General features: G+C 73.1%; 19 protein-coding genes. 5 read left to right on the forward strand and 14 right to left on the reverse strand.

Annotated elements, in window-relative coordinates:
- Window positions 1-41: 41 nt before the first annotated feature.
- Window positions 42-1049 (reverse strand): tRNA (adenine-N1)-methyltransferase, encoded by a 1008-nt coding sequence (locus QE405_RS07275; protein ID WP_307199535.1) that lies wholly within the window; start codon window positions 1047-1049, stop codon window positions 42-44.
- Window positions 1050-1059: 10 nt separating this feature from the next.
- Window positions 1060-2220 (reverse strand): site-2 protease family protein, encoded by a 1161-nt coding sequence (locus QE405_RS07280; protein WP_307199536.1) that lies wholly within the window; start codon window positions 2218-2220, stop codon window positions 1060-1062.
- A gap of 95 nt (window positions 2221-2315) precedes the next feature.
- Between QE405_RS07280 and QE405_RS07285 the strand changes: the two genes are divergently transcribed.
- Entirely contained in the window at window positions 2316-3152 is an 837-nt protein-coding gene (locus QE405_RS07285) for a RecB family exonuclease (RefSeq protein WP_307199537.1), read from the forward strand.
- 113 nt (window positions 3153-3265) lie between these two features.
- Here the strand turns inward: QE405_RS07285 and QE405_RS07290 are convergent, their stop codons facing one another.
- The 7 genes from QE405_RS07290 to metH form a co-directional block, all read right to left on the reverse strand.
- Window positions 3266-4288, reverse strand: a complete 1023-nt coding sequence (locus QE405_RS07290) for an ABC transporter ATP-binding protein (protein ID WP_307199538.1) — start codon at window positions 4286-4288, stop codon at window positions 3266-3268.
- A complete protein-coding gene (locus QE405_RS07295; protein WP_307199539.1) occupies window positions 4288-5370 on the reverse strand; it encodes an ABC transporter ATP-binding protein in 1083 nt (360 codons plus the stop codon). Before QE405_RS07295 ends, QE405_RS07290 begins: the two co-directional genes overlap by 1 nt.
- A 5-nt stretch (window positions 5371-5375) precedes the next feature.
- Complete coding sequence (locus tag QE405_RS07300; RefSeq protein ID WP_307199540.1) at window positions 5376-6329, reverse strand: ABC transporter permease; 954 nt, start codon at window positions 6327-6329, stop codon at window positions 5376-5378.
- Entirely contained in the window at window positions 6326-7330 is a 1005-nt protein-coding gene (locus QE405_RS07305) for an ABC transporter permease (RefSeq protein ID WP_307199541.1), read from the reverse strand. The genes QE405_RS07300 and QE405_RS07305 overlap by 4 nt, the downstream gene beginning before the upstream one ends.
- A gap of 12 nt (window positions 7331-7342) precedes the next feature.
- A complete protein-coding gene (locus QE405_RS07310; protein ID WP_307199542.1) occupies window positions 7343-8977 on the reverse strand; it encodes an ABC transporter substrate-binding protein in 1635 nt (544 codons plus the stop codon).
- 129 nt (window positions 8978-9106) lie between these two features.
- Window positions 9107-9781, reverse strand: coding sequence for an HAD family hydrolase (locus QE405_RS07315; RefSeq protein WP_307199543.1), 675 nt, complete (start codon window positions 9779-9781; stop codon window positions 9107-9109).
- 2 nt (window positions 9782-9783) lie between these two features.
- Window positions 9784-13512, reverse strand: coding sequence for a methionine synthase (metH, locus tag QE405_RS07320; RefSeq protein WP_307199544.1), 3729 nt, complete (start codon window positions 13510-13512; stop codon window positions 9784-9786).
- A gap of 143 nt (window positions 13513-13655) precedes the next feature.
- On the opposite strand from metH, the gene QE405_RS07325 reads away from it, so the two are divergent.
- Window positions 13656-14504: a PAC2 family protein gene (locus tag QE405_RS07325; protein ID WP_307199545.1), complete on the forward strand. Its 849-nt coding sequence runs from the start codon at window positions 13656-13658 to the stop codon at window positions 14502-14504.
- A 132-nt stretch (window positions 14505-14636) separates the two neighbouring features.
- Here the strand turns inward: QE405_RS07325 and mshC are convergent, their stop codons facing one another.
- From mshC to QE405_RS07345, 4 genes are read right to left on the reverse strand one after another with little or no spacing between them, the layout of a single operon-like run.
- Window positions 14637-15875 carry a cysteine--1-D-myo-inosityl 2-amino-2-deoxy-alpha-D-glucopyranoside ligase gene (gene mshC / locus QE405_RS07330; RefSeq protein ID WP_307199546.1) on the reverse strand — a complete coding sequence of 413 codons (1239 nt, stop codon included), beginning with the start codon at window positions 15873-15875 and terminating at the stop codon, window positions 14637-14639.
- A 26-nt stretch (window positions 15876-15901) separates the two neighbouring features.
- Window positions 15902-16669 carry an SCO1664 family protein gene (locus tag QE405_RS07335; RefSeq protein ID WP_307199547.1) on the reverse strand — a complete coding sequence of 256 codons (768 nt, stop codon included), beginning with the start codon at window positions 16667-16669 and terminating at the stop codon, window positions 15902-15904.
- Window positions 16666-17244, reverse strand: a complete 579-nt coding sequence (locus QE405_RS07340) for a DUF3090 family protein (RefSeq protein WP_307199548.1) — start codon at window positions 17242-17244, stop codon at window positions 16666-16668. The genes QE405_RS07335 and QE405_RS07340 overlap by 4 nt, the downstream gene beginning before the upstream one ends.
- A 10-nt stretch (window positions 17245-17254) precedes the next feature.
- Window positions 17255-17983: an MSMEG_4193 family putative phosphomutase gene (locus tag QE405_RS07345; protein ID WP_307199549.1), complete on the reverse strand. Its 729-nt coding sequence runs from the start codon at window positions 17981-17983 to the stop codon at window positions 17255-17257.
- A 63-nt stretch (window positions 17984-18046) separates the two neighbouring features.
- On the opposite strand from QE405_RS07345, the gene QE405_RS07350 reads away from it, so the two are divergent.
- On the forward strand, window positions 18047-19024 hold the full coding sequence (locus tag QE405_RS07350) for a magnesium and cobalt transport protein CorA (RefSeq protein WP_307199550.1): 978 nt from the start codon (window positions 18047-18049) through the stop codon (window positions 19022-19024).
- A 12-nt stretch (window positions 19025-19036) separates the two neighbouring features.
- Here the strand turns inward: QE405_RS07350 and QE405_RS07355 are convergent, their stop codons facing one another.
- Window positions 19037-19864 carry an undecaprenyl-diphosphate phosphatase gene (locus tag QE405_RS07355; RefSeq protein ID WP_307199551.1) on the reverse strand — a complete coding sequence of 276 codons (828 nt, stop codon included), beginning with the start codon at window positions 19862-19864 and terminating at the stop codon, window positions 19037-19039.
- A 103-nt stretch (window positions 19865-19967) separates the two neighbouring features.
- On the opposite strand from QE405_RS07355, the gene QE405_RS07360 reads away from it, so the two are divergent.
- Entirely contained in the window at window positions 19968-20948 is a 981-nt protein-coding gene (locus QE405_RS07360; protein WP_307199552.1) for an aldo/keto reductase, read from the forward strand.
- A 24-nt stretch (window positions 20949-20972) separates the two neighbouring features.
- Window positions 20973-21197: a DUF5703 family protein gene (locus tag QE405_RS07365; RefSeq protein WP_307199553.1), complete on the forward strand. Its 225-nt coding sequence runs from the start codon at window positions 20973-20975 to the stop codon at window positions 21195-21197.
- Window positions 21198-21207: the final 10 nt, after the last annotated feature.

The following is a 21207-nucleotide window of genomic DNA, read 5'->3' on the forward strand; positions in this document are numbered from 1 at the left end:
GATGGAAGGGAACCGACCACCAAGTGATCGAGGTCCTGCGCTCAGAGGTCGGTGCTCTCCAGCTCGATGCCCGGGGGCAGGTCGCCCGGCCGCGGACCGCTGTAGTCGGGCCCGTAGGCGCCCGGCGCCGGACGCCGCTTCTTGACCGGAGGGCGCTGGCCCGGCGCCATCCGCCGCGACGTGACGAGGAAGGCGGTGTGCCCGATCATCTTGTGGCCCGGCCGCACCGCGAGACCCTCGACGTGCCAGTCACGCACGAGCGACTCCCACGCCTGCGGCTCCGTGAAGCCGCCGTGGGCACGGAGCGTCTCGACGACCCGGCTCAGCTGGGTCGTCGTCGCGACGTACGCGCAGACGATGCCGCCGGGACTGAGCACGTCGGCCACCGCGTCGACGCACTCCCAGGGCGCGAGCATGTCGAGGATCACACGGTCCGCCCGCTCGCCGCGGCGCGGCAGTTCCTCGGCGAGGTCGCCGAGGCGGAGCGTCCAGGACGGGTGCGAGCCCCCCTCGGGGGCGCCGAAGAACTGGTGGACGTTGCGTCGCGCGACGTCCGCGAACTCCTCGCGCCGCTCGTAGCTCGTCACCGTGCCGTAGGGGCCGACCGCGCGCAGGAGCGAGCACGTGAGCGCGCCGGAGCCGACGCCCGCCTCGACGACCCGCGCGCCGGGGTAGATGTCGGCGAGGGCGACGATCTGCGCCGAGTCCTTGGGGTAGACGACCGCGGCGCCCCGCGGCATCGAGACCACGAACTCGGACAGCAGCGGGCGAAAGACCAGGTACTCCCCGCCGGCCGACGAGGGGATCGTGAAGCCCTCATCACGGCCGATGAGGTCGTCGTGGTCGAGGTGGCCGCGGTTGCTGAAGAACCGCTTGCCGGCCTCGAGGCAGAAGTTGTGGCGGCGGCCCTTCTGGTCGGTCAGGCGCACCCACTCGCCCTCGCGCAGCGGTCCGCGGTGGACGCCCGACCACGCCTCCGGGGGCACGTCGGGGGCGTCGGTCGCCGGGGCCACGGCGGGGGCGTCGATCTCGGGGGCTGCGTCGGACATGCGGCGCAGGTTATCGGTCGTCGGCGCGCAGGGCCCGATCGAGGTCGCCGGCCGTCAGGACCCCGTACGGCGCGCCGTCGGCCCCGACGAGGAGGTACTCCGCCGCGGGCCGGCGCCGCAGCGCGTCGATGAGCTCCTCGCCCGCCACGTCGACGGGCAGCCGGAGGCCGGCGTCGAGCGTGCGGGCCACCGTCGCCACGGCCGCCCAGGGGCGACGCTCGACCGGCATGCGGGCCAGGGCGGCCTCGCTGACGATGCCGACCGGCGTGCCGTCGGACCCGACGGTGACGATGCCCCCGGCCTCCTGCTCCTGCGCGCGCCGTACGGCCTCCGCGACGGAGACGTCGGCCGGCACGAGGGCCACGCGACGGGCGAGCGGCCGGGCGGCGAGCCGGGGCAGGCGGCGGCGTAGCCGGGCGTTCCCGATGACGGCGCTCGCGCCGGTCCACAGGAAGGCCGCGACCACGCCGGCGAGGACGAAGTCGATGAGGCGGGGCTGGGTGTCGAGCACCGCGGCCAGCAGCAGGGGCCACCCGAGCGACAGGACGGCGACGACGCGCCCGCTCCACCCGGCGGCGATCGCGCCGCGGAGCGGGTCGCCCGTCAGGCGCCAGACCCCGGCCTTCATGACCCGGCCGCCGTCGAGGGGCAGCCCGGGCACGAGGTTGAGCACGCCGACGAGGATGTTCGCGCCCGCGAGCGCCTCGACGGCCATGCGGAGCAGCCCGTCGGGCGTGACGAACCACAGTCCGACGGCGCCGAGGCCGACGGCGATCGACGTGAGCGGCCCGACCACGGCGATGACGAGCTCGTCGCGGGGTCGGCGCGCCTCCGTCTCCACCGCGGTCATGCCGCCGAGGAAGTGCAGCGTGATGGAGGTGACGCGGTAGCCGTAGTGCCGCGCGGCGACGGCGTGCGACGCCTCGTGGAGCAGCACCGAGAGGTAGAGCAGCACGGCGAAGGCGAGGCCCGCGACGTACTTGCCCGCGCCGAGCCCCGGCTGCACCTGCTCGATGCGAGGTGCGAGGACGACGGCGATGAGACCCGCCACGAGGAACCAGGAGCCCGAGACGAGCACGTCGCTGTCGGCGATGCGGCCGACGCGGAACGTGCCGCGGGGACGGGGAGCGCGGGGCGGCTCGTCGGTCGCGTCGCGGTCGGCTCGGTCCACGTGCCGAGGCTATCCGTCGCGCCCACGCGGGGGCGCCGTCGGCCCGACCCCGTCCTCCCGGTGGGCTGTCGGTGGTCTGTCCTAGGGTGACCCGCATGTCCTCGCCCGCCGACGCCGCCACGACGCTCGCCGCGTCGGAGGAGGTGCTCGGCACCCTGTCCCCCAGCCGGGCGGGTGACTTCCTCACCTGCCCGCTGCTCTACCGGTTCCGCCACGTGGACCGGCTGCCCGAGCGCCCCTCGCTCGACGCGGTGCGCGGCACGGTCGTCCACCGGGTGCTCGAGCTGCTCTTCGACCTGCCCGCGGTCGAGCGCACCCCGGAGCGGGCGGCGGGCATGGTGCCCGCCGCGTGGGCCGAGGTGCGGGAGCGCGAGCCGGCGGTGGAGGCGGAGTTCGCCGCGACCGGCACCACCGAGGAGGCGTGGCTCGGCACGTGCGGCACCGTGCTTGCGCGGTACTTCGCGCTGGAGGACCCGACGCGGCTCGAGCCGGCGGAGCGGGAGCTCTACGTGGAGACGCTCACCGACACCCGTCTCCTCCTGCGCGGCTTCGTGGACCGGCTCGACGTCGCGCCCGACGGCCAGCTGCGCGTGGTGGACTACAAGACGGGTCGCGCCCCCGGTGTCGGCTTCGAGGGCCGGGCGCTCTTCCAGATGAAGTTCTACGCCCTCGTGCTGCAGCGCACGCGGGGCGTCCTCCCGGCGATGCTCCAGCTGATCTACCTCGGCAGCGGCGAGATCATCCGCTACGTGCCGGACGAGTCCGACCTGCGGGCGACCGAGCGCAAGGTCGAGGCGGTCTGGGAGGCGATCAGCACCGCGCGCGCGTCGGGCCGCTGGGAGCCGCGGCCGGGCAAGCTCTGCGGGTGGTGCTCCCACCAGGCGCTCTGCCCGGCGTACGGCGGGACTCCCCCGCCGCTGCCGGCCGACTGACGGCTGCCCCGACGGCGAACCCGACGGCGAACGGGCGTCAACCCGCGTAGTCCCTGACGTTCTGCACGCGACACGCCGGCTCGGCGGGCCAGCGGGGTGCACAACGTCAGGGACTATCCCGACGAGCCGACCGGCTGCACCGTGGTGATCGCGCCCGTGGCGATCCGCTCGGCGTGGTGGCAGGCGACCACGTGGTCGGTGGGCACCCCGGGCAGGTCCACCGCGCGGGGCAGGGGCCGCTCGTCCCGGCAGCGGTCGGCCTGCACGAAGGGGCAGCGCGTGTGGAACCGGCAGCCGCTCGGCGGGTCCGCCGGCGACGGCAGGTCGCCGCGCAGCAGGATGCGTTCGCGGCGGTCCTCGACCTCGGGGTCGGGGACGGGCACGGCCGACATCAGCCCCCGCGTGTAGGGGTGGAGCGGACGGTCGTAGAGCTCGTCGGCGCCGGCGCGCTCGACGATCCCTCCGAGGTACATCACCGCCACCTCGTCGGAGACGTGCCGGACGACGGCGAGGTCGTGGGCGATGACCAGGTAGGTGAGCCCCAGCTCGGCCTGCAGGTCGGCCAGGAGGTTGAGCACCTGCGCCTGGATCGACACGTCGAGGGCCGAGACGGGCTCGTCGGCGATGATCAGCCGCGGCCGCAACGCCAGCGCCCTCGCGATCCCGATCCGCTGGCGCTGGCCGCCCGAGAACTCGTGGGGGTAGCGACGCCCCGCCGCCCGCGGCAGCCCGACCTGGTCGAGCAGCTCGGCCACCCGGTCGCCGCCCGCGGGGAGCCCGTGGGCCCGCAGCGGCTCGGTGAGGATCGTCTCCACGGACTGCCGGGGATTGAGGCTCGCCAGCGGGTCCTGGAACACCATCTGGAGGTCGCGGCGCCGGCGTCGCAGCTCCTCGCCCCTCAGGGTGGCGAGGTCCGTGCCGTCCACGCGCACCTCACCGCGGGTGACCGGGGCCAGCCGCAGGATCGCGCGACCCAGGGTCGACTTGCCGCACCCCGACTCGCCGACGAGCCCGACGGTGCGGCCCGACGGGACGGTGAGGTCGACGCCGTCGACGGCCCGGACCGTGCCCCGTCGGCCCCGCAGCGGGTAGTGCACGGCGAGGTCGCGCACGTCGAGCAGCACCTCGGTCGTCATCACAGCTCCTTCTCGCGGGGCGCCGGCGCCTCCACCGGGTGGAAGCAGCGCCGACGGCGATCCGGCCCGCCGGCCCCGGGGCCGGGCTCCAGGTCCGGCTCCAGGTCCGGGGACGTCGTCCGGCAGGTGTCGTCGGCGCGGGCGCACCGGGGGCTGAACGCGCAGGCACCGGTCCACGGCACGGTCTGGGTGGGCGAGCCGGGGATCGGCACGAGCGGCGTGCCGCGTGGGGTGTCGAGCCGCGGGATGCTGCCCAGCAGGCCCACCGTGTAGGGATGGGCGGGCGCCGCGAAGAGCGGCCGGCGCGGCGCGGACTCCACGATCCGTCCGGCGTACATGACGTTGACCTCGTCGCAGACCCCGGCGACGACGCCCAGGTCGTGCGTGATGAGCAGGAGCGCGGCGTCGCTGTCGGCGACCAGCGCGGCCAGCACGTCGAGCACCTGGGCCTGGATCGTGACGTCCAGCGCCGTGGTCGGCTCGTCGGCGATGAGCAGCCGCGGCTCGCAGGCGAGCGCGATCGCGATGAGGACCCGCTGGCGCATGCCGCCGGAGAGCTGGTGGGGGTACTCCTTCAGGCGCCGCACGGGGTCGGGGATGCCGACGCGTGCGAGCAGGTCGGCACACCGCTCCCGGCGCTCGCGGCGCGACAGGTCGAAGTGGCGTCGGAGCACCTCGTCGAGCTGGACCCCGATCGTGACGACGGGGTTGAGGGACGTCATCGGGTCCTGGAACACCATGGCGATCTCGGGCCCGCGGAGCGCCTCGCGCTGCCGCTCCCCCGTCGTCAGGAGATCCTGGCCCCGGTAGCGCACCTCCCCGGTCACCTCGACGCCGCGACGGGGCAGCAGGCCCATGATCGCCAGCGAGGTCACCGACTTGCCGCTGCCGGACTCGCCGACGAGGGCCACGTTGCGGCCGGCCGGCACGTCGAGCGACACCTGGTCCACGGCAACGACGTCGTGGTCGCGGCTGTGGAAGCGCACCCGCAGGTCACGCACGGAGAGCAGCGGCTCCTCCTCCGGTACGCCGCGGGACGGGTCGGTGGCGGTCGTCGGGGTCGTGGGGCTCGTGGGGCTCATGGGGGTCACCTCCGGGACCGGGGGTCGAGGGCCTCGCGGAGCGCCTCCCCGAGGAGGGTGAACCCCAGGGCGGTGACGGCGATGGCGATGCCGGGCAGGAGCGCGAGGCGCGGCGCCTCGTCGAAGCGCTCCTGGGCGGCGACGAGCATGCGGCCCCACTCGGCGCTGGCGACCTCCGGCGTGCCGAGGCCCAGGTAGGACAGCGCGGCCACCTCGATGATGGCCGTGGCGAGGTTGAGCGTGGCCTGCACGATCGTCGGCCCGACGGAGTTGGGCAGGAGGTGGCTCATCACGATCCGGGAGCGCCGCAGCCCCAGGGCGTTCGCCGCCAGCACGTAGTCGGCACCGGCCTGGGCGAGCATCGAGCTGCGCAGCAGGCGGGCGAACACCGGCACCTGGGCCGCGCCGATGGCGACGACGATCGCCGTGCCGCTCGTGCCCAGCACCGCGGCGATGCTGACGGCCAGGAGCAGGCTCGGCACCGCCAGCATGACGTCCACGAGCCGCATGATCGTGGCGTCGACCCACGCGCCGACGCGGCCGCCGACGGCGCCGGCCCCGCCCGCCAGGGCGCCCAGCGCGGTGCCGGCCAGGAGCCCGATGAGGGTGGACACCACGCCGTACAGCAGCGAGGTGCGCGCGCCGTACACCAGCTGGGTGGCCATGTCGGCGCCGTACCGGTCGAGCCCGAGCCAGTGCTCGGCCGACGGTCCGGGCACGTTCGTCGTGCTGACCTCCGAGGCCCACCGGGTGCTGGCCGGCTCGTAGGGCGTCAGGAGCGGCGCGGCGATCGCGACGAGCACGAAGAGGCCGATGATCGTGGCGCCCACCCAGGCGGTCGGGGTGCGGCGCAGCCGGCGCCACGTCGCGCGGCCGAGGCTGACGCCGGCCTCCTCGGGGGCGACGGGACCGACGGCGACCGGGTCGGCACCGGTCGCGGACGGGACGGGGAGACTCACGAGACCCTCACTCGGGGATCGACGACGCCGTGGAGCACGTCGACCAGCAGGTTGATGAGGCAGTAGACGAGGGCGATGAACAGGATGAAGCCCTGCAGCACCGGGTAGTCCCGGTCGGTGATCGCGCTGAACAGGTAGGACCCGATGCCGTTGAACGAGAACACCGTCTCCGTGAGCACGGCCCCCGAGAGCAGCAGGCCGGCCTGCAGGCCGATGGTGGTCATCACCGGCAGCAGGGCGTTGCGCAGCACGTGGCGCCGCGAGATCGTGCCGGCGGCGAGGCCCTTGGCCCGGGCCGTGCGCACGTGGTCCTCGTCGAGGACCTCCGCCACCGAGGCCCGCGTGATGCGCACGATGATGGCGAGCGGGATCGTGCCCAGCGCGATGCCGGGCAGCACGAGGTGCACCAGCGCGTCCCACGCGGCGTCCCACTCGCCCGTCAGCAGACCGTCGAGCACGTAGAAGTTGGTCACGTGGGTGGCGTCCAGCCGCGGGTCCTGGCGCAGCCCCGAGGGCAGCCAGCCCAGCCAGTTCGCGAACACCAGCTTGAGGAGGATCGCGAGGAAGAAGACGGGCGTGACGACCCCGAGCAGCGAGCCCGACACGACGGCGCTGTCGACCAGCCCGCCCCGGTGCCGCGCCGCGAGGTAGCCCAGCGGGACGCCGAGCACGACGGCGAACAGGAGCGCCGCAACCGCGAGCTCGAGGGTCGCCGGGAAGTACTCGAGGAACGACGTCGTGACGGGGCGCCCGGTCTGGATGGACGTGCCGAGGTCACCCCGGAGGAGCGCGCCGACGTAGACCCCGTACTGCTCGAGGACCGGCCGGTCGAAGCCGTAGAGCTCGTTGACGCGGGCGACGCCGGCGTCGGTGGCACGCTCCCCGAGGAGAGCCCGGGCGGGATCCCCGGGGAGCGCGCGCACCCACGCGAACAGCAGCACGGACAGCCCGACCAGCACGGGCACCATGAGGAGCAGGCGCCGGGCGACGAAGCGGAGCATGGTCGCGAACCGTCAGTCGGCGATCTCGACCATGTTCCAGACCTCGTCCTGCACCGGGCTCGCCTCGTAGCCCTCCACGTTCTCGGCGAACGCCAGCGACGGCACCGGGCTGGCGAGCGGGACGCCGGGCAGGAACTCCATGACGTCCCGGTTGACCTGCTCGTAGAGCGGCCGCTGCTCGTCCGTCGTGGTCAGGGCGCGGGGCGCCGCCACCTCGGCGAACAGCTCGGCGTTGTCGAAGCCCCACTCGAGGCTCTGCTGGCCGAAGAAGACGCCCAGGAAGTTGTCCGGGTCGTCGTAGTCACCCGTCCACCCCAGCAGGTGGATGCCGTGGTCGGGGGTGTTCTGCACCTGCTCGAGGTAGTCCGTCCACTCCGCGGCGACGGGCTCGACCGTCAGGCCCACCGCCTCCAGCTGGCTCCGCACGATGTTGAACGTGTCGTCCGGCTGCGGCATGTAGGGCCGGCTGATGTTCGTCGGGTAGTCGAACGTGATGGTCGTCCCGGCGACCCCGGCCTCCTCCAACAGCTGGCGGGCCAACTCCGGGTCGTACTCGTAGGTGGGCACGTCCGCGGCGTACCCGTCCACGAGCTCGGGGACGAACTGGTCGGCCGGCTCGGTGCCGTCCGGCATGGAGGCCGAGATCACGGCTTCCTTGTCGATCGCGTGCGCGATGGCCTGGCGCACCCGGACGTCGTCGAACGGGGCCTGCGCCTGGTTGAAGGCGAGGTAGAGGATGTTGAACGCGGGCCGGTTCTCGATGGTGAAGCCGTCCTCCGCCAGTGACTCCACGTCGGCCGGGCCGACGAGGTCGAAGCCGTCGATCTCGCCGTTGCGCAGGGCCTCCGCGCGCCCGCGGGCGGTGTCGATCTCGACGATGACCACCTCGTCGACCTTGGCGGCCTCGCCCCAGTAGTCGTCGTACGGCGCCAGGCGCACCTCGCCGCTGCCCTGGTTCCACGAGGTGAGCTCGAACGGGCCGGTGCCGGTCGGGTGCTCCGTGCCGTAGGCGGAGGTGAGCACCGACGGGGACGCGTCGTCCTGGTACTCCTCCAGCGCCGCCGGGCTCTGCATCGCGAAGGCCGGCAGCGACATGGCGGCGATGAAGCCGGCGAACGGCGCGTCCAGGGTGATCGTGGCGGTGAGCTCGTCGTCGGCGGAGCACCCCCCGTAGATCGCGCTCTCGGCCGCCGGGCCGGTCGCGAACCCGCGGAAGAGCTTGCCGTAGTAGTACGCCTTGTCGTCCGTCTGGTTGACCTCCGGCGTGGCCGCCCACCGCTCGAAGTTGGCGCAGACGGCCTCCGCGTCGAACGGGGTGCCGTCGTGGAACGTGACCCCGTCCTTCAGGTCGAACGTGTAGGACAGCCCGTCGTCGGACTGCGTCCACGACTCGGCGAGCAGCGGCGCCGGCTCGACCGTGCCGGGCTCGGTGCCGACCAGGCCCTCGTAGATCTGTCTCGTGACCCGGAAGGTCTCGCCGTCGGAGGCGTAGAAGGGATCCAGGGTCTTCGGGGCGGCGGAGGCGGCGAACACGAACGTGTTGTCCTTGCCGTCCCGCTCGCTCTCCACACAACCGGCCAGGACCGAGCCGACGAGCAGCACCGCTGCCACGCCCGCGCCGGTCCGACGAATGCTCGTCGAACGCACGTCTCACCTCATGACATCACCTCTGCCGACCCGATTCGGCAGAGCGTCCGCGCAAGTTAGCCGCCGGGACGTGCCCACGTCACCAGGCAGACGGCCCTGGGGAGGTCGCGATACGGCAACGATCGTGAGTCAGGGGCGGACGAGGTCCCACAGCGCGGTCGCGTCGAGGCCCTCCAGGCTCGCCGCCTGCACGTGGCCCGGCCCCGGCGGCACGGGCACATGGTGGGGCACCGCCAGCGTCCGGCACCCGGCGGCGACCGCCGAGGCGACCCCCGTCGAGGAGTCCTCGATCGCCACGCAGTCGCCCGGCTCCACCCCGAGCAGCCACGCGGCCCGCAGGTACGGCGCCGGGTGCGGCTTGCCGTGCTCCACCTCGTCCCCGGTGACGACGGCCTCGAAGCTGCCCTCCTCGAGGGCGGCGACGACGGGCGCGGCGAACCGGCGGTACGACATCGTGACGAGCGCGCACGGGATCCCCGCGCGCCGCAGGTCGGCGAGGAGCTCCCGCGCACCGGGCCGCCACGGGATCGCCTCCGTGATGCGGGCGACGACGCCGTCGAGCAGCTGCTCCACGACCTCCGCCGCCGACAGCTCGAGACCCATCCGCGTGCGGATGTACTCGCCGGACACCAGGAGGTCGTTCCCGACGAGCTGCAGCGCGTCCTCGGTCGTCCAGGTCGCGCCGTACCGCTCCGCCATGGCGAACTCGGTCTCGATCCAGTACGGCTCGGTGTCGACCAGCGTGCCGTCCATGTCCCACAGGACGGCGGCCGGCCGCTCCCCGGGGCCGGGCTCCGTGCTCACCCTCAGTCCTCCGGGTCGTAGCCGAGGTTGGCCGACAGCCAGCGCTCGGCCTCGGGGATCGTCCAGCCCTTGCGCGCCGCGTAGTCCTCGACCTGGTCGCGGCCGACCCGACCGACGACGAAGTACTGCGACGCGGGGTGCGCGAAGTACCACCCCGACACCGCGGCGCCCGGCCACATGGCCATCGACTCCGTGAGCGTGATCCCGGTCGTCGCCTCGACGTCGAGCAGGTCCCAGAGGGTCAGCTTCTCCGTGTGCTCGGGGCACGCGGGGTAGCCCGGCGCGGGTCGGATGCCGGAGTAGCGCTCGGCGATGAGGTCCTCGTTGGTCAGCTGCTCGTCGTCGACGTGGCCCCAGAGCTCGGTGCGCACGCGCTGGTGCAGCCGCTCGGCGAACGCCTCGGCGAGCCGGTCGGCCAGCGCCTCGATGAGGATGGCGTTGTAGTCGTCGAGGTCGTCCTTGTAGGCCTTCACCCGCTCCTCGAGCCCGATGCCGGCGGTGACGGCGAAGGCGCCGACGTGGTCGGGCAGCCCCGTCTCCTCGGGCGCGACGAAGTCGGCGAGCGACCGGTTGGGCACGCCCTCGCGGTGGTCGCCCTGCTGGCGCAGGTGGTGCAGCACCGCGAGCTCGGTGGTGCGGGTCTCGTCGGTGAACAGCACCGTGTCGTCCCCGCGCCCGGCCGCCGGGAAGAAGCCCAGCACGCCGCGGGCGGTCAGCCACTTCTCCTCGATGATCCGGCCGAGCATCGCCTGGGCGTCGTCCCACAGCCGGCGCGCGGCCTCGCTGCTCGCCGGGTTGTTGAGGATGTCGGGGAAGCGCCCCTTCATCTCCCACGCGTTGAAGAACGGCTGCCAGTCGATGAACTCGACGAGCTCGGCGATCGGGTAGTCGTCGAGCACGTGGACGCCCGGCTGCGCGGGCGCGACGGGCTCGAAGGTCGACCAGTCCAGCGGCGTACGGCGCGCGCGTGCGTCCTCCAGCGGTAGCAGCTTGCGCTCCTGCTTGCCGGCGTGCCGGGTGCGCAGCGCGTCGTAGTCGGTCTTGACCTCGCCCAGGAGCTTGTCGCGGTGGGTCGGGTGCAGGAGCGCCGCCGCGACGGGCACGGACCGGGAGGCGTCCTTGACCCAGACCACCGGACCGTCGTAGCGCGGGTCGACCTTGACGGCCGTGTGGGCCCGCGACGTGGTGGCGCCGCCGATGAGCAGCGGGATGTCGAGGCCCTGGCGCTGCATCTCGGTCGCGAAGCCGACCATCTCGTCGAGGCTCGGCGTGATGAGGCCCGACAGGCCGATGATGTCGGCCTGGTGCTCCTTCGCCGCGTCGAGGATCTTCTGGGCCGGCACCATCACGCCGAGGTCGATGACCTCGTAGTTGTTGCAGGCCAGCACGACGCCGACGATGTTCTTGCCGATGTCGTGGACGTCGCCCTTGACCGTCGCCATGACGATCGTGCCGTTGGTGTCCTTGGTGGCCGCCAGCGCCGGGTCGTTGGCCTTCTCCTCCTCGATGAAGGGGATGAGGTAGGCCACCGCCTTCTTCATGACGCGGGCGCTCTTGACCACCTGCGGCAGGAACATCTTGCCCGCCCCGAAGAGGTCGCCGACCACGTTCATGCCGTCCATCAGCGGGCCCTCGATCACCTCGATGGGGCGACCGCCGCGGTCGGAGATGAGCTGGCGCAGCTCCTCGGTGTCGGACTCGACGTGGGCGTCGATGCCCTTCACCAGGGCGTGCGTGATCCGCTCCCCGACCGGGAGCGATCGCCACTCGTCGACCGCCGCCTCGGCGACCTCGCCGGAGCCGCGGTACTCCTCGGCGATCTCGAGGAGCCGCTCGGTGGCGTCGGGGCGACGGTTGAGCACGACGTCCTCGATGCGCTCGCGGAGCCGCTCGTCGACCTGGTCGTAGACCACCAGCGCACCGGCGTTGACGATGCCCATGTCGAGGCCCGCGCGGATGGCGTGGAAGAGGAACACCGCGTGGATCGCCTCACGCACCGGGTTGTTGCCGCGGAACGAGAACGAGACGTTGGAGATGCCGCCGGAGACGTGCGCGCCGGGCAGGTTCTCGCGGATCCAGCGGACGGCCTCGATGAAGTCGACGCCGTAGGTCGCGTGCTCCTCGATGCCCGTGGCGACGGCGAAGACGTTGGGGTCGAAGATGATGTCGTCGGGGTCGAAGCCAACCTCGTCGACGAGGATCCGGTAGGCCCGCGAGCAGATCTGCTTGCGGCGCTCGAGGGTGTCGGCCTGGCCGTCCTCGTCGAACGCCATGACGACGGCGGCGGCGCCGTAGCGGCGCACCAGGCGCGCCTGCTGGCGGAACGCCTCCTCGCCCTCCTTCATGGAGATCGAGTTGACGATCGCGCGGCCCTGCACGCACTTGAGGCCCGCCTCGATGACCTCCCACTTCGAGGAGTCGACCATGAGCGGCACCCGGCTGATGTCGGGCTCGGAGGCGACGAGCTTGAGGAAGCGCTCCATCGCCGCGACGCCGTCGAGCATGCCCTCGTCCATGTTGACGTCGACGACCTGGGCGCCGCTCTCGACCTGCTGGGCGGCCACCGACAGCGCGGTGTCGTAGTCGCCGTCCTTGATGAGCTTCTTGAAGCGCGCCGACCCGGTGACGTTGGTGCGCTCGCCCACGTTGACGAAGAGGCTGTCCTCGTCGACGACGAGGGGCTCCAGGCCGGAGAGCCGCAGGGCGGACCGCGGTGCCGGCACCTCGCGGGGCGTGCTGCCGGCGACCGCGCGGGCGATGGCACCGATGTGGGCCGGGGTCGTGCCGCAGCACCCGCCGACGAGGTTGACGAGGCCCGCCTCCGCGAACTCCGCGACGATGGCGGCGGTCTCCTCGGCCGCCTCGTCGTACTCGCCGAAGGCGTTGGGCAGGCCGGCGTTCGGGTACGCCGAGACGAAGGTGCCCGCCACCCGCGACAGGTCGGCGAGGAACGGCCGCATCTCCTTGGCCCCGAGGGCGCAGTTGAGGCCCACGAGGAGGGGCTGGGCGTGCTTGACCGAGTACCAGAACGCCTCGGTGGTCTGCCCCGACAGGGTGCGCCCGGAGGCGTCGGTGATGGTGCCGGAGATGATGACGGGCCAGCGTCGGCCCAGCTCCTCGAAGACCGTCTCGACAGCGAAGATCGCGGCCTTCGCGTTGAGCGTGTCGAAGATGGTCTCGATGATGACGATGTCGGAGCCGCCGTCGAGCAGCCCGTGGGTGGCGGTCGTGTAGGCCGCGACCAGCTCGTCCCACGTGACGTTGCGCGCGCCGGGGTCGTTGACGTCGGGGCTGATCGAGGCCGTCCGCGACGTCGGGCCGAGCGCGCCGGCCACGTAGCGCGGCCGTTCGGGCGTCGTGTGCGCGTCCGCGGCGGCACGGGCCAGCCGCGCCGACTCCAGGTTGAGCTCGTAGGCGAGCTCCTGCATCCCGTAGTCCGACAGCGAGATGGCGTTCGCGTTGAACGTGTTGGTCTCGATGATGTCGGCGCCGGCCTCGAGGTACTCCCGGTGGATGCCCTCGATGATTGCCGGCTGCGTCAGCGTCAGCAGGTCGTTGTTGCCGACGAGGTCGCTGGGCCAGTCGGCGAAGCGCTCCCCCCGGTAGCCCGCCTCGTCGGGGCGATCACGCTGGATCGCCGTACCCATGGCGCCGTCGATGACGAGGATGCGCTCCTGCAGGGCGCGGGTGAGCTCGGCGGTGCTGTCGGGGCGGTGCTGACGGTCCGGCACGGAATCCACTCTCCTCCTCGCTGTCCGGTTTGCGGACACCTGTGTCAGATCGTGACACTCGGCGCCGACCCGACCGAAATCCGCGACGCACCGGTGGGCGGTACCCGGTCCGGCTGCGCGGGACCGCGGACTAGGCTGGAGCGGTGATCGAGTTCGACGACGTGGAGGGTCTGGTCGACCCGGTGGTCATCGCGGCCTTCGAGGGCTGGAACGACGCCGCCGATGCCGCGAGCGGCGTGGTCGACCACCTGATGGACGTCTGGAGCGCCCGCGTGGTCGGGGCCCTGGACCCCGAGGACTTCTACGACTTCCAGGTGAACCGGCCCGTCGTGGGCACGGACGCGAACGGGATGCGCCAGCTCACCTGGCCCACCACCCGGATCGCCGTCGCCTCTCCCCCGGGCTTCGACCGCGACGTCATCCTCGTCCGCGGCATCGAGCCGAACATGCGGTGGCGCCAGTTCAGCGGCGAGCTGCTCGCCGCCTGCGACGAGCTCGGCGCCACGATGGTCGTCACCCTCGGCGCCCTCCTGGCCGACTCGCCCCACACGCGCCCCATCCCGGTCACCGGCACGGCCACGGAGCCGGAGCTCATGGACCGGCTCAAGCTCGACGAGTCGACCTACGAGGGCCCGACGGGGATCGTCGGCGTCATCCAGGACGCGTGCCAGCGCCTCGACATGCCGTCGGTGTCGTACTGGGCCGCGGTCCCCCACTACGTCGCGCAGCCGCCCTGCCCGAAGGCGACCCTCGCCCTGATCGGCCACCTCGAGGACCTCCTCGGCGTCTCCATCCCGCTCGGCGACCTCCCCGAGGACGCCCGCGCCTGGGAGCGTGGGGTCGACGAGCTCGCCGAGGAGGACGAGGAGATCGCGGACTACGTGCGCGCGCTCGAGGAGAGCCGCGACACCGCCGACCTGCCCGAGGCGAGCGGCGAGGCCATCGCGCGCGAGTTCGAGCGGTACCTCAAGCGCCGCGACGACGACGCCTGAGCGCTGTCGCCGGTCCTGGCACTTTCCCCGGTCAACCGGGGAAGGTGTCACTTAGACCATCAATGTTGATGGTCTAAGCGGCGTGTTCCCCGGTCGACCGGGGAAAGTTGGGGTTGAAATCTCAACCAGAGGTCAGAGCTGCAGGCCGAGGGCGGCGTCGACGAGCTCCCGCACGACGCGGCCCGCGTCCGGGTCGGAGGTGTCGGCCAGGCCGGCCGAGCCCAGGGTCGCCTCGGCCCAGGCCTGCACCGACGCGAGGGCGGTCGGGGCATCGAGGTCGTCGGCCAGCGCCGCGAGCACCTGCTCGACGACGGGGCCCGACGGGGCGCCCGCACCGAGCGAGACGGCCTTGCGGAGCAGGTCGAGCCGCTCGCCGGCGGCCCACAGGAGCTCGTCGGTCCACTCCCAGTCGGAGCGGTAGTGCTGGCCGAGCAGCACGAGACGGATCGCCATCGAGTCGACCTCGGAGAAGCGCAGCTGCGAGACGAAGACGAGGTTGCCCTTCGACTTCGACATCTTCTCGCCGTCGTAGGCCACCATCCCGGCGTGCACGTAGGCCCTGGCGAACCGCTGGTCCGGCACGGCCGCCTGCGCCTCGGCGGCGCACATCTCGTGGTGGGGGAAGACGAGGTCGCTGCCACCGCCCTGCACGTCGAAGGCCGACCCGAGGTGCCGCAGCGCGATCGCGGTGCACTCGATGTGCCAACCGGGACGGCCCCGACCGAAGGGGCTCTCCCAGGACGGCTCGCCCGGACGCTCGGCCATCCAGACCAGGCAGTCGAGCGGGTCCCGCTTGCCCGGACGCTCCGGGTCGCCGCCCCGCTCGCCGAAGATCTGCCGCATCGTCTCGCGGTCGGCGTTCGACACCGAGCCGAACGTCGGGTCGGACGCGACCGAGAAGTAGAGGTCGTCGTCGACGTGGTAGATCGCGCCGGTCTCGGCGAGACGCTCGATCAGCTCGACCACCCACGGGATCGACTCGACGGCGCCGACGTAGTGCGCGGGCGGGAGCACCCGCAGCGACTCCATGTCGTCACGGAACAGCTGGGTCTCCCGCTCGGCGATCGTCACCCAGTCGGTGCCCACCTTGGCGGCCCGCTCCAGGAGCGGGTCGTCCACGTCGGTGACGTTCTGCACGTAGGTCACCTCGTGCCCGGCGTTGCGCCAGGCGCGCACGAGGAGGTCGAACGCGACGTACGTCGCCGCGTGGCCCATGTGCGTCGCGTCGTAGGGCGTGATCCCGCAGACGTAGAGCCGGGCCGCACCCTGGGGGTCCGTCGGCACGAGGCGGCCGGTGGCGCTGTCGTGGAGCGACACCTGCGGGCCCCGGACGGGGAGGGACGGGACGTCGGGGGCGGACCAGGCGCGCATGGGCCCGAGCCTAGCCAACCCTCACGTCAGAACGGCGGCCAGGGGATGGCGGGCCACTCCCCCGAGGGCACGGGGAGCTCCCCGGCCGACAGGAGGGCGCGGCAGCGGTCCGCCGTGCCCGCCACCTCCTCGTCGGTGACGAGCTCCGCCAGCCGGTCGCCCAGGGCGCCGCCGAGCTCCACGACGAGGCGCTCCAGCACGGCGACCTCGTCGGCGACGAGCGGCTGCCCCGCCCAGCCCCAGAGCACCGTGCGCAGCTTGGGCTCGGTGTGGAACGTGAGGCCGTGGTCGACGCCGTACCGGTGTCCGGAGGCCATCTCCAGCACGTGCCCGCCCTTGCGGTCGGCGTTGTTGGCCACGACGTCGAAGACGGCCATGCGGCGCAGCGCGGTGGTGTCCTCGTGCACCAGCGCCACCGGCTGGTCCTGCGCGTCGAGCCCGTCGAAGACGTGGCACCACCCCGACGGCACCTCGCCGGCGGGCACGATGTCGACCGCGGACTGCTCGGGGTCGGTGTGCTGCCAGAGCTGCACCATGCCGGGGCCGTGCGGACCCTCGCGCAGGATCGTCGGGGGCACGACGTCCCACCCCGTGGCCACGGACAGCTCGTAGGCCGCCACCTCGCGCCCCGCGAGGCTCTCGTCGGGGAAGTCCCACAGGGGCCGCTCGCCCCGGATCGGCTTGTAGACCACCTCGAACCCGTCGACGTCGCCGACGAAGGTGGCGTTGGAGGCCGGCATGACCCGGCCCCGCAGGGTGAGCTCGCCCCGGGCGAACGCCGCCGGGTCCGTCACGGATCCCGCCGGCGGAACCCGTTGGCGCGCACGCAGAGGTGGCCGTCCGGATCGATGGGCTGGGCGCAGAAGGGACAGGAGGGCCGCCCCGCCTCGACGACGGCCAGCGCACGGTGCACGAACGCCCGCGCCACGCCCGCGCCCATGCGCACGAGGAAGATCTCGTCGGGCTCCGGCTCCTCGATCTCCTCCTCGGGCTGCCCGGGGGTGATCACGGCCTCCTCGGTGAAGGGGAAGACCTCGACGACGACCCGGTCGTCGGAGGGATCCCACGACAGCGTCATCGTGCCGGCGCGGAACTCCTCCTCGATCGGCTGCTCCAGCGGCGCGTCGTCGCGCAGGTCGACCGGGGCGATCGCGGGCACGAGGTCGGAGTGCTGCTCGGTCTCCATGACCTCGTCGAGCAGCTCGTCGACGCGCTCGGCGAGCGCGACCACCTGCTGCTTCTCGACGCCGACCGAGACGAGACGGGCACCCGAGCGGGCCTGGAGGAAGAACGCCCGCGACCCGGGCTCGCCGACGGTCCCCACGACGAAGCGGTCCGGCGGGTCGAAGCGGTGCACGACGGGAGGCATGGTCGACAGCCTAGGAGGTCGCCGTAGCCGGTCCCGCCGGGGCGGCCGGGCCGCCCGGGCCCGCGCCTCCCCCGACGTCGCCGCCGGCCGGGGGCCGGTCGAGCCACGAGAGATCGCCCGCGTGGGAGTTCGCCTGCAGCACGACGGGACGGGTGTCGCCGTAGCGGATGATCGTGAGCGACGCGGGGTCGGCGTGGAGCCGCTGGAAGAGGTCGAGGTGCATCCCCAGCGCGTCCGCGAGCACGGCCTTGACGATGTCGCCGTGGGTGACGGCCAGCCACACCGCGTTCTCCCCGTGCTGCGCCTCGACCGCCGCGTCGCGCTCCCGCACCGCGTCGACCGCCCGGCGCTGCATGGTGCGCAGCGACTCACCGCCCGGGAACGCGGCCGCCGAGGGCTGCCGCTGCACGACCTTCCACAGGTCCTCCCCCGCCAGGTCCTTGAGCAGCCGGCCCTGCCAGTCGCCGTAGTCGCACTCCGCGAGGCGCTCCTCCGTCTCCACCGTCAGCGCGCGGCCGCCGGTGGCGAACGCCTCGACGACGTACGCCGCGGTCTCCGCGCACCGCTCCTGCGGGCTGGAGGCGATCGCGACGAGCGGCACCGCGCTGAGGCGGGCGGCGGCGTCGCGGGCCTGGCCCTGACCGGTCTCGTCGAGGCGGACGCCGGGGAGGCGTCCGGCGAGCACGCCGCCGGCATTGGCGGTGGTGCGCCCGTGGCGCTGCAGGATCACGGTGGCCATGGGCCCGAGCGTACGGCGTGGCGTCGCGGGCTCCCGCGCCCCGGCGGCGTCTATGTTGCACCCGTGATCGTCGACAACGCGCTCTACCGCGACGGGCGCCGGGTCGACCCGGGCTGTGCGTCCCACGACCTGGCGGGCGTGCTGGCCGCGCGCCGCGAGGGCGACGTCGTGTGGGTCGGGCTGTTCGAGCCCACCGCCGCGGAGATGGACTCGGTGGCGCAGCACTTCGGGCTGCACCACCTCGCGGTCGAGGACGCCGTGCACGCCCACCAGCGGCCGAAGCTGGAGCGCTACGGCGACCAGCTCTACTGCGTGCTCAAGACGCTCTGGTACGTCGACGCCTCCGACGACGTCGAGACGGGCGAGATCGGGATCTTCCTCGGTCCCGGCTTCGTCGTGCACGTGCGCCACGGCGAGGGCTGCGACATCCGCGTCGTGCGCACCGACCTCGAGTCCCGCCCGACCGTGCTGGCGCACGGCCCGTCCTCGGTCCTCTACGCGATCGCCGACCACGTCGTCGACGCGTACGGCGAGGTGGCGGCCAGCCTCGAGATCGACGTCGACGAGGTGGAGGCGTCGGTGTTCTCCCCCGCCCGCAGCGACGACTCGCCCCGGATCTACCGGCTCAAGCGGGAGCTGACGGAGGTACGGCGCGCCGTGCTGCCCCTCCGGGAGCCGATGCGGCGCATGGCGGCGGGCGACGTGCCGGGCGTGCCGGAGCGCTCCGCGCCGTACTTCCGCGACGTCGCCAGCCACCTCGCCTCCGTCGCGGAGATCGTCGAGGGCCTCGACAACCTGCTGGCGGCGGCGTTCGAGGCGCAGGTGGCGCGCATCTCCGTCCAGCAGAACGAGGACATGCGGAAGATCTCCGCCGGGGTGGCGCTCGTGGCGGGTCCGACGCTGGTCGCCGGCATCTACGGCATGAACTTCACCCACATGCCCGAGCTGCACTGGACGCTCGGCTACCCGATGGCCCTGCTGCTGATGGTGCTCTGCTCGGGCGGGCTGTGGTGGTTCTTCAAGCGCTCGGGCTGGTTGTGACGCCCGGTCGGCTCACGTCGCCGTGAGCACGCCCGCGCCGAGCAGGCCCATGACGCCGAGGCCCAGGACGACCCGGTAGGTCACGAAGGGCAGGTAGGACCGGGTCGAGACGTAGCGCAGCAGCCACGCGATGACGGCGTAGCCCACCACGAAGGCCACCGCCGTCGCGGCGATCGTCGGTCCCCAGCCGTGGGGGTTGTCGCCGCCGGGGACGTCCTTGAGCTTGTAGACGCCCGCGCCGACGACGGCGGGGATGGCCAGGAGGAAGGCGTAGCGCGTCGTCACCTCGCGCTCGTAGCCGAGGGCACGGCCCATCGAGATGGTCGCGCCGGAGCGCGAGACGCCGGGCACGAGCGCCGCCGCCTGGGCCAGGCCCATGAGCACCGAGTCGCGGAGGGTGAGGTCCTTGAAGGTGCGCGAGGACGCGCCGTACCGGTCGGCGAGACCGAGCACGATGCCCATGACCACCAGGGTCGAGGCGACCACCCACAGGCTGCGCAGGGCGCTGTCGATCGCGTCCTCGAAGAGCAGGCCGAGCAGCACGATCGGCAGCGAGCCGACGATGATGAACCAGCCCATCCGCGCGTCGAGGCTGCCGCGCAGCTCCGGCTTGACCAGCGACTGCAGCCACGCGAGGGCGATGCGCCAGATGTCCTTGCGGAAGTAGAGGAGGACCGCCACCTCCGTGCCGATCTGGCAGACGGCGGTGAACGCGGCGCCCGGGTCCTCCCAGCCGACCAGCTCGGGGAAGATGCGGAGGTGGGCGCTCGAGGAGATCGGCAGGAACTCCGTGAGGCCCTGGATCACGCCGAGCACGACGGCTTGGAGGTAGTCCCACACGGGCGCCGACAATAGGCCACCGCCACCGTGCCGAGGGCCAGGACGGCCCGCCACGCCCGCGCGATGTGCGACACGTCCGCGGCCGGCCGCTAGGTTGACCCGCATGCAGCAGCGATCGGTCGGGGCCAGCGGCCTGCGGGTCTCTCGCCTCGGGCTCGGCACCATGACGTGGGGGCGCGACACCGACGAGCACGAGGCCCGCGACCAGCTGGTCGCGTTCGTCGGCGCCGGGGGCACGCTGCTCGACACCGCCGCGGCGTACGGCGACGGGGTCTCCGAGCAGCTGATCGGCAGCCTGCTGGGCGACGTGGTCGCCCGCGAGGACGTGGTGCTGGCCACGAAGGCGGGGCTGGGCCAGCGGCGCTCCACCGGCAAGCCCGGTGCGTCCGCGCAGCGCGGCGCCACCCGCGACACGTCGCGCCGGTCGGTCCTCGCGTCGCTCGACGGCTCGCTGCGGCGGCTCGGCACCGACCACGTCGACCTGCTCCAGGTGCACGTGTGGTCGGACGCCACCCCGCTCGAGGAGACGTTGGCCACGCTCGACCACGTCGTGACGACCGGGCGGGCGCGGTACGTCGGCATCTCCAACTACACCGGCTGGCAGACGGCGCAGGCCGCGACCTGGCAGCGCGCCGTCCCCGGCCGGGCGCCGCTGGTGTCGACGCAGGTCGAGTACTCGCTGCTCAACCGCAACGTCGAGCTCGAGGTGCTCCCGGCCGCCGAGGCGCTCGGGATGGGCGTGCTGACCTGGTCGCCGCTGGGCCGCGGGGTGCTGACGGGCAAGTACCGCACCGGCACGCCCTCCGACTCCCGCGCGGCCACGTCCCACCTGGCCTCGTTCGTGGAGCCCTACCTCGACGAGCGCTCCCACGGGATCGTGGAGTCCGTGGTGAAGGCCGCCGACGGTCTGGGATGGACTCCGGCCGAGGTGGCGTTGGCCTGGGTGCGCGACCGTCCGGGCATCGCCGCGCCCGTCGTCGGGGCGCGGACGGCCGCACAGCTCCGGGCCCTCCTCAGCGTCGAGGAGAAGGCCCTCCCCATCGAGATCGCCGACGCGCTGGACGACGTCTCGGCGGTCGACTGACCCGTTCCCCGGAGGTGGCATCCGATGAGCAGGAACCGCACCGCCCTGTCCCGCGGCGTCGAGTGGGAGTTCCGTGACGTGGTGCTCTCGCGGCACCTGTCCCGCAACGCCGTGCGCCAGGCCCTCGTCGAGATGGCCGAGCACGGCGGCTGGGAGCTCGACCGGCTCCGCATCGGCAACGACGGCGTGCGGCGCGTGATCGTGCGCCGCAAGATCATCCGCCAGCGCGCGACGCTCTGGGCGAGCTGACGCCCGGGCG

The organism is Nocardioides zeae (genome assembly GCF_030818655.1).
In the GTDB taxonomy this organism is placed as follows: domain Bacteria; phylum Actinomycetota; class Actinomycetes; order Propionibacteriales; family Nocardioidaceae; genus Nocardioides; species Nocardioides zeae_A.

Bases quoted from the DNA above. Each gene is read 5' to 3' on its own strand.
- QE405_RS07360 (WP_307199552.1), top strand. From the start codon at position 19,968: ATGCAGCAGCGATCGGTCGGGGCCAGCGGCCTGCGGGTCTCTCGCCTC.
- QE405_RS07290 (WP_307199538.1), bottom strand. From the start codon at position 4,288: ATGACGACCGAGGTGCTGCTCGACGTGCGCGACCTCGCCGTGCACTAC.
- QE405_RS07345 (WP_307199549.1), bottom strand. From the start codon at position 17,983: ATGGCCACCGTGATCCTGCAGCGCCACGGGCGCACCACCGCCAATGCC.
- QE405_RS07275 (WP_307199535.1), bottom strand. From the start codon at position 1,049: ATGTCCGACGCAGCCCCCGAGATCGACGCCCCCGCCGTGGCCCCGGCG.
- QE405_RS07295 (WP_307199539.1), bottom strand. From the start codon at position 5,370: ATGAGCCCCACGAGCCCCACGACCCCGACGACCGCCACCGACCCGTCC.
- QE405_RS07305 (WP_307199541.1), bottom strand. From the start codon at position 7,330: ATGCTCCGCTTCGTCGCCCGGCGCCTGCTCCTCATGGTGCCCGTGCTG.
- mshC (WP_307199546.1), bottom strand. From the start codon at position 15,875: ATGCGCGCCTGGTCCGCCCCCGACGTCCCGTCCCTCCCCGTCCGGGGC.
- QE405_RS07285 (WP_307199537.1), top strand. From the start codon at position 2,316: ATGTCCTCGCCCGCCGACGCCGCCACGACGCTCGCCGCGTCGGAGGAG.
- QE405_RS07365 (WP_307199553.1), top strand. From the start codon at position 20,973: ATGAGCAGGAACCGCACCGCCCTGTCCCGCGGCGTCGAGTGGGAGTTC.
- QE405_RS07340 (WP_307199548.1), bottom strand. From the start codon at position 17,244: ATGCCTCCCGTCGTGCACCGCTTCGACCCGCCGGACCGCTTCGTCGTG.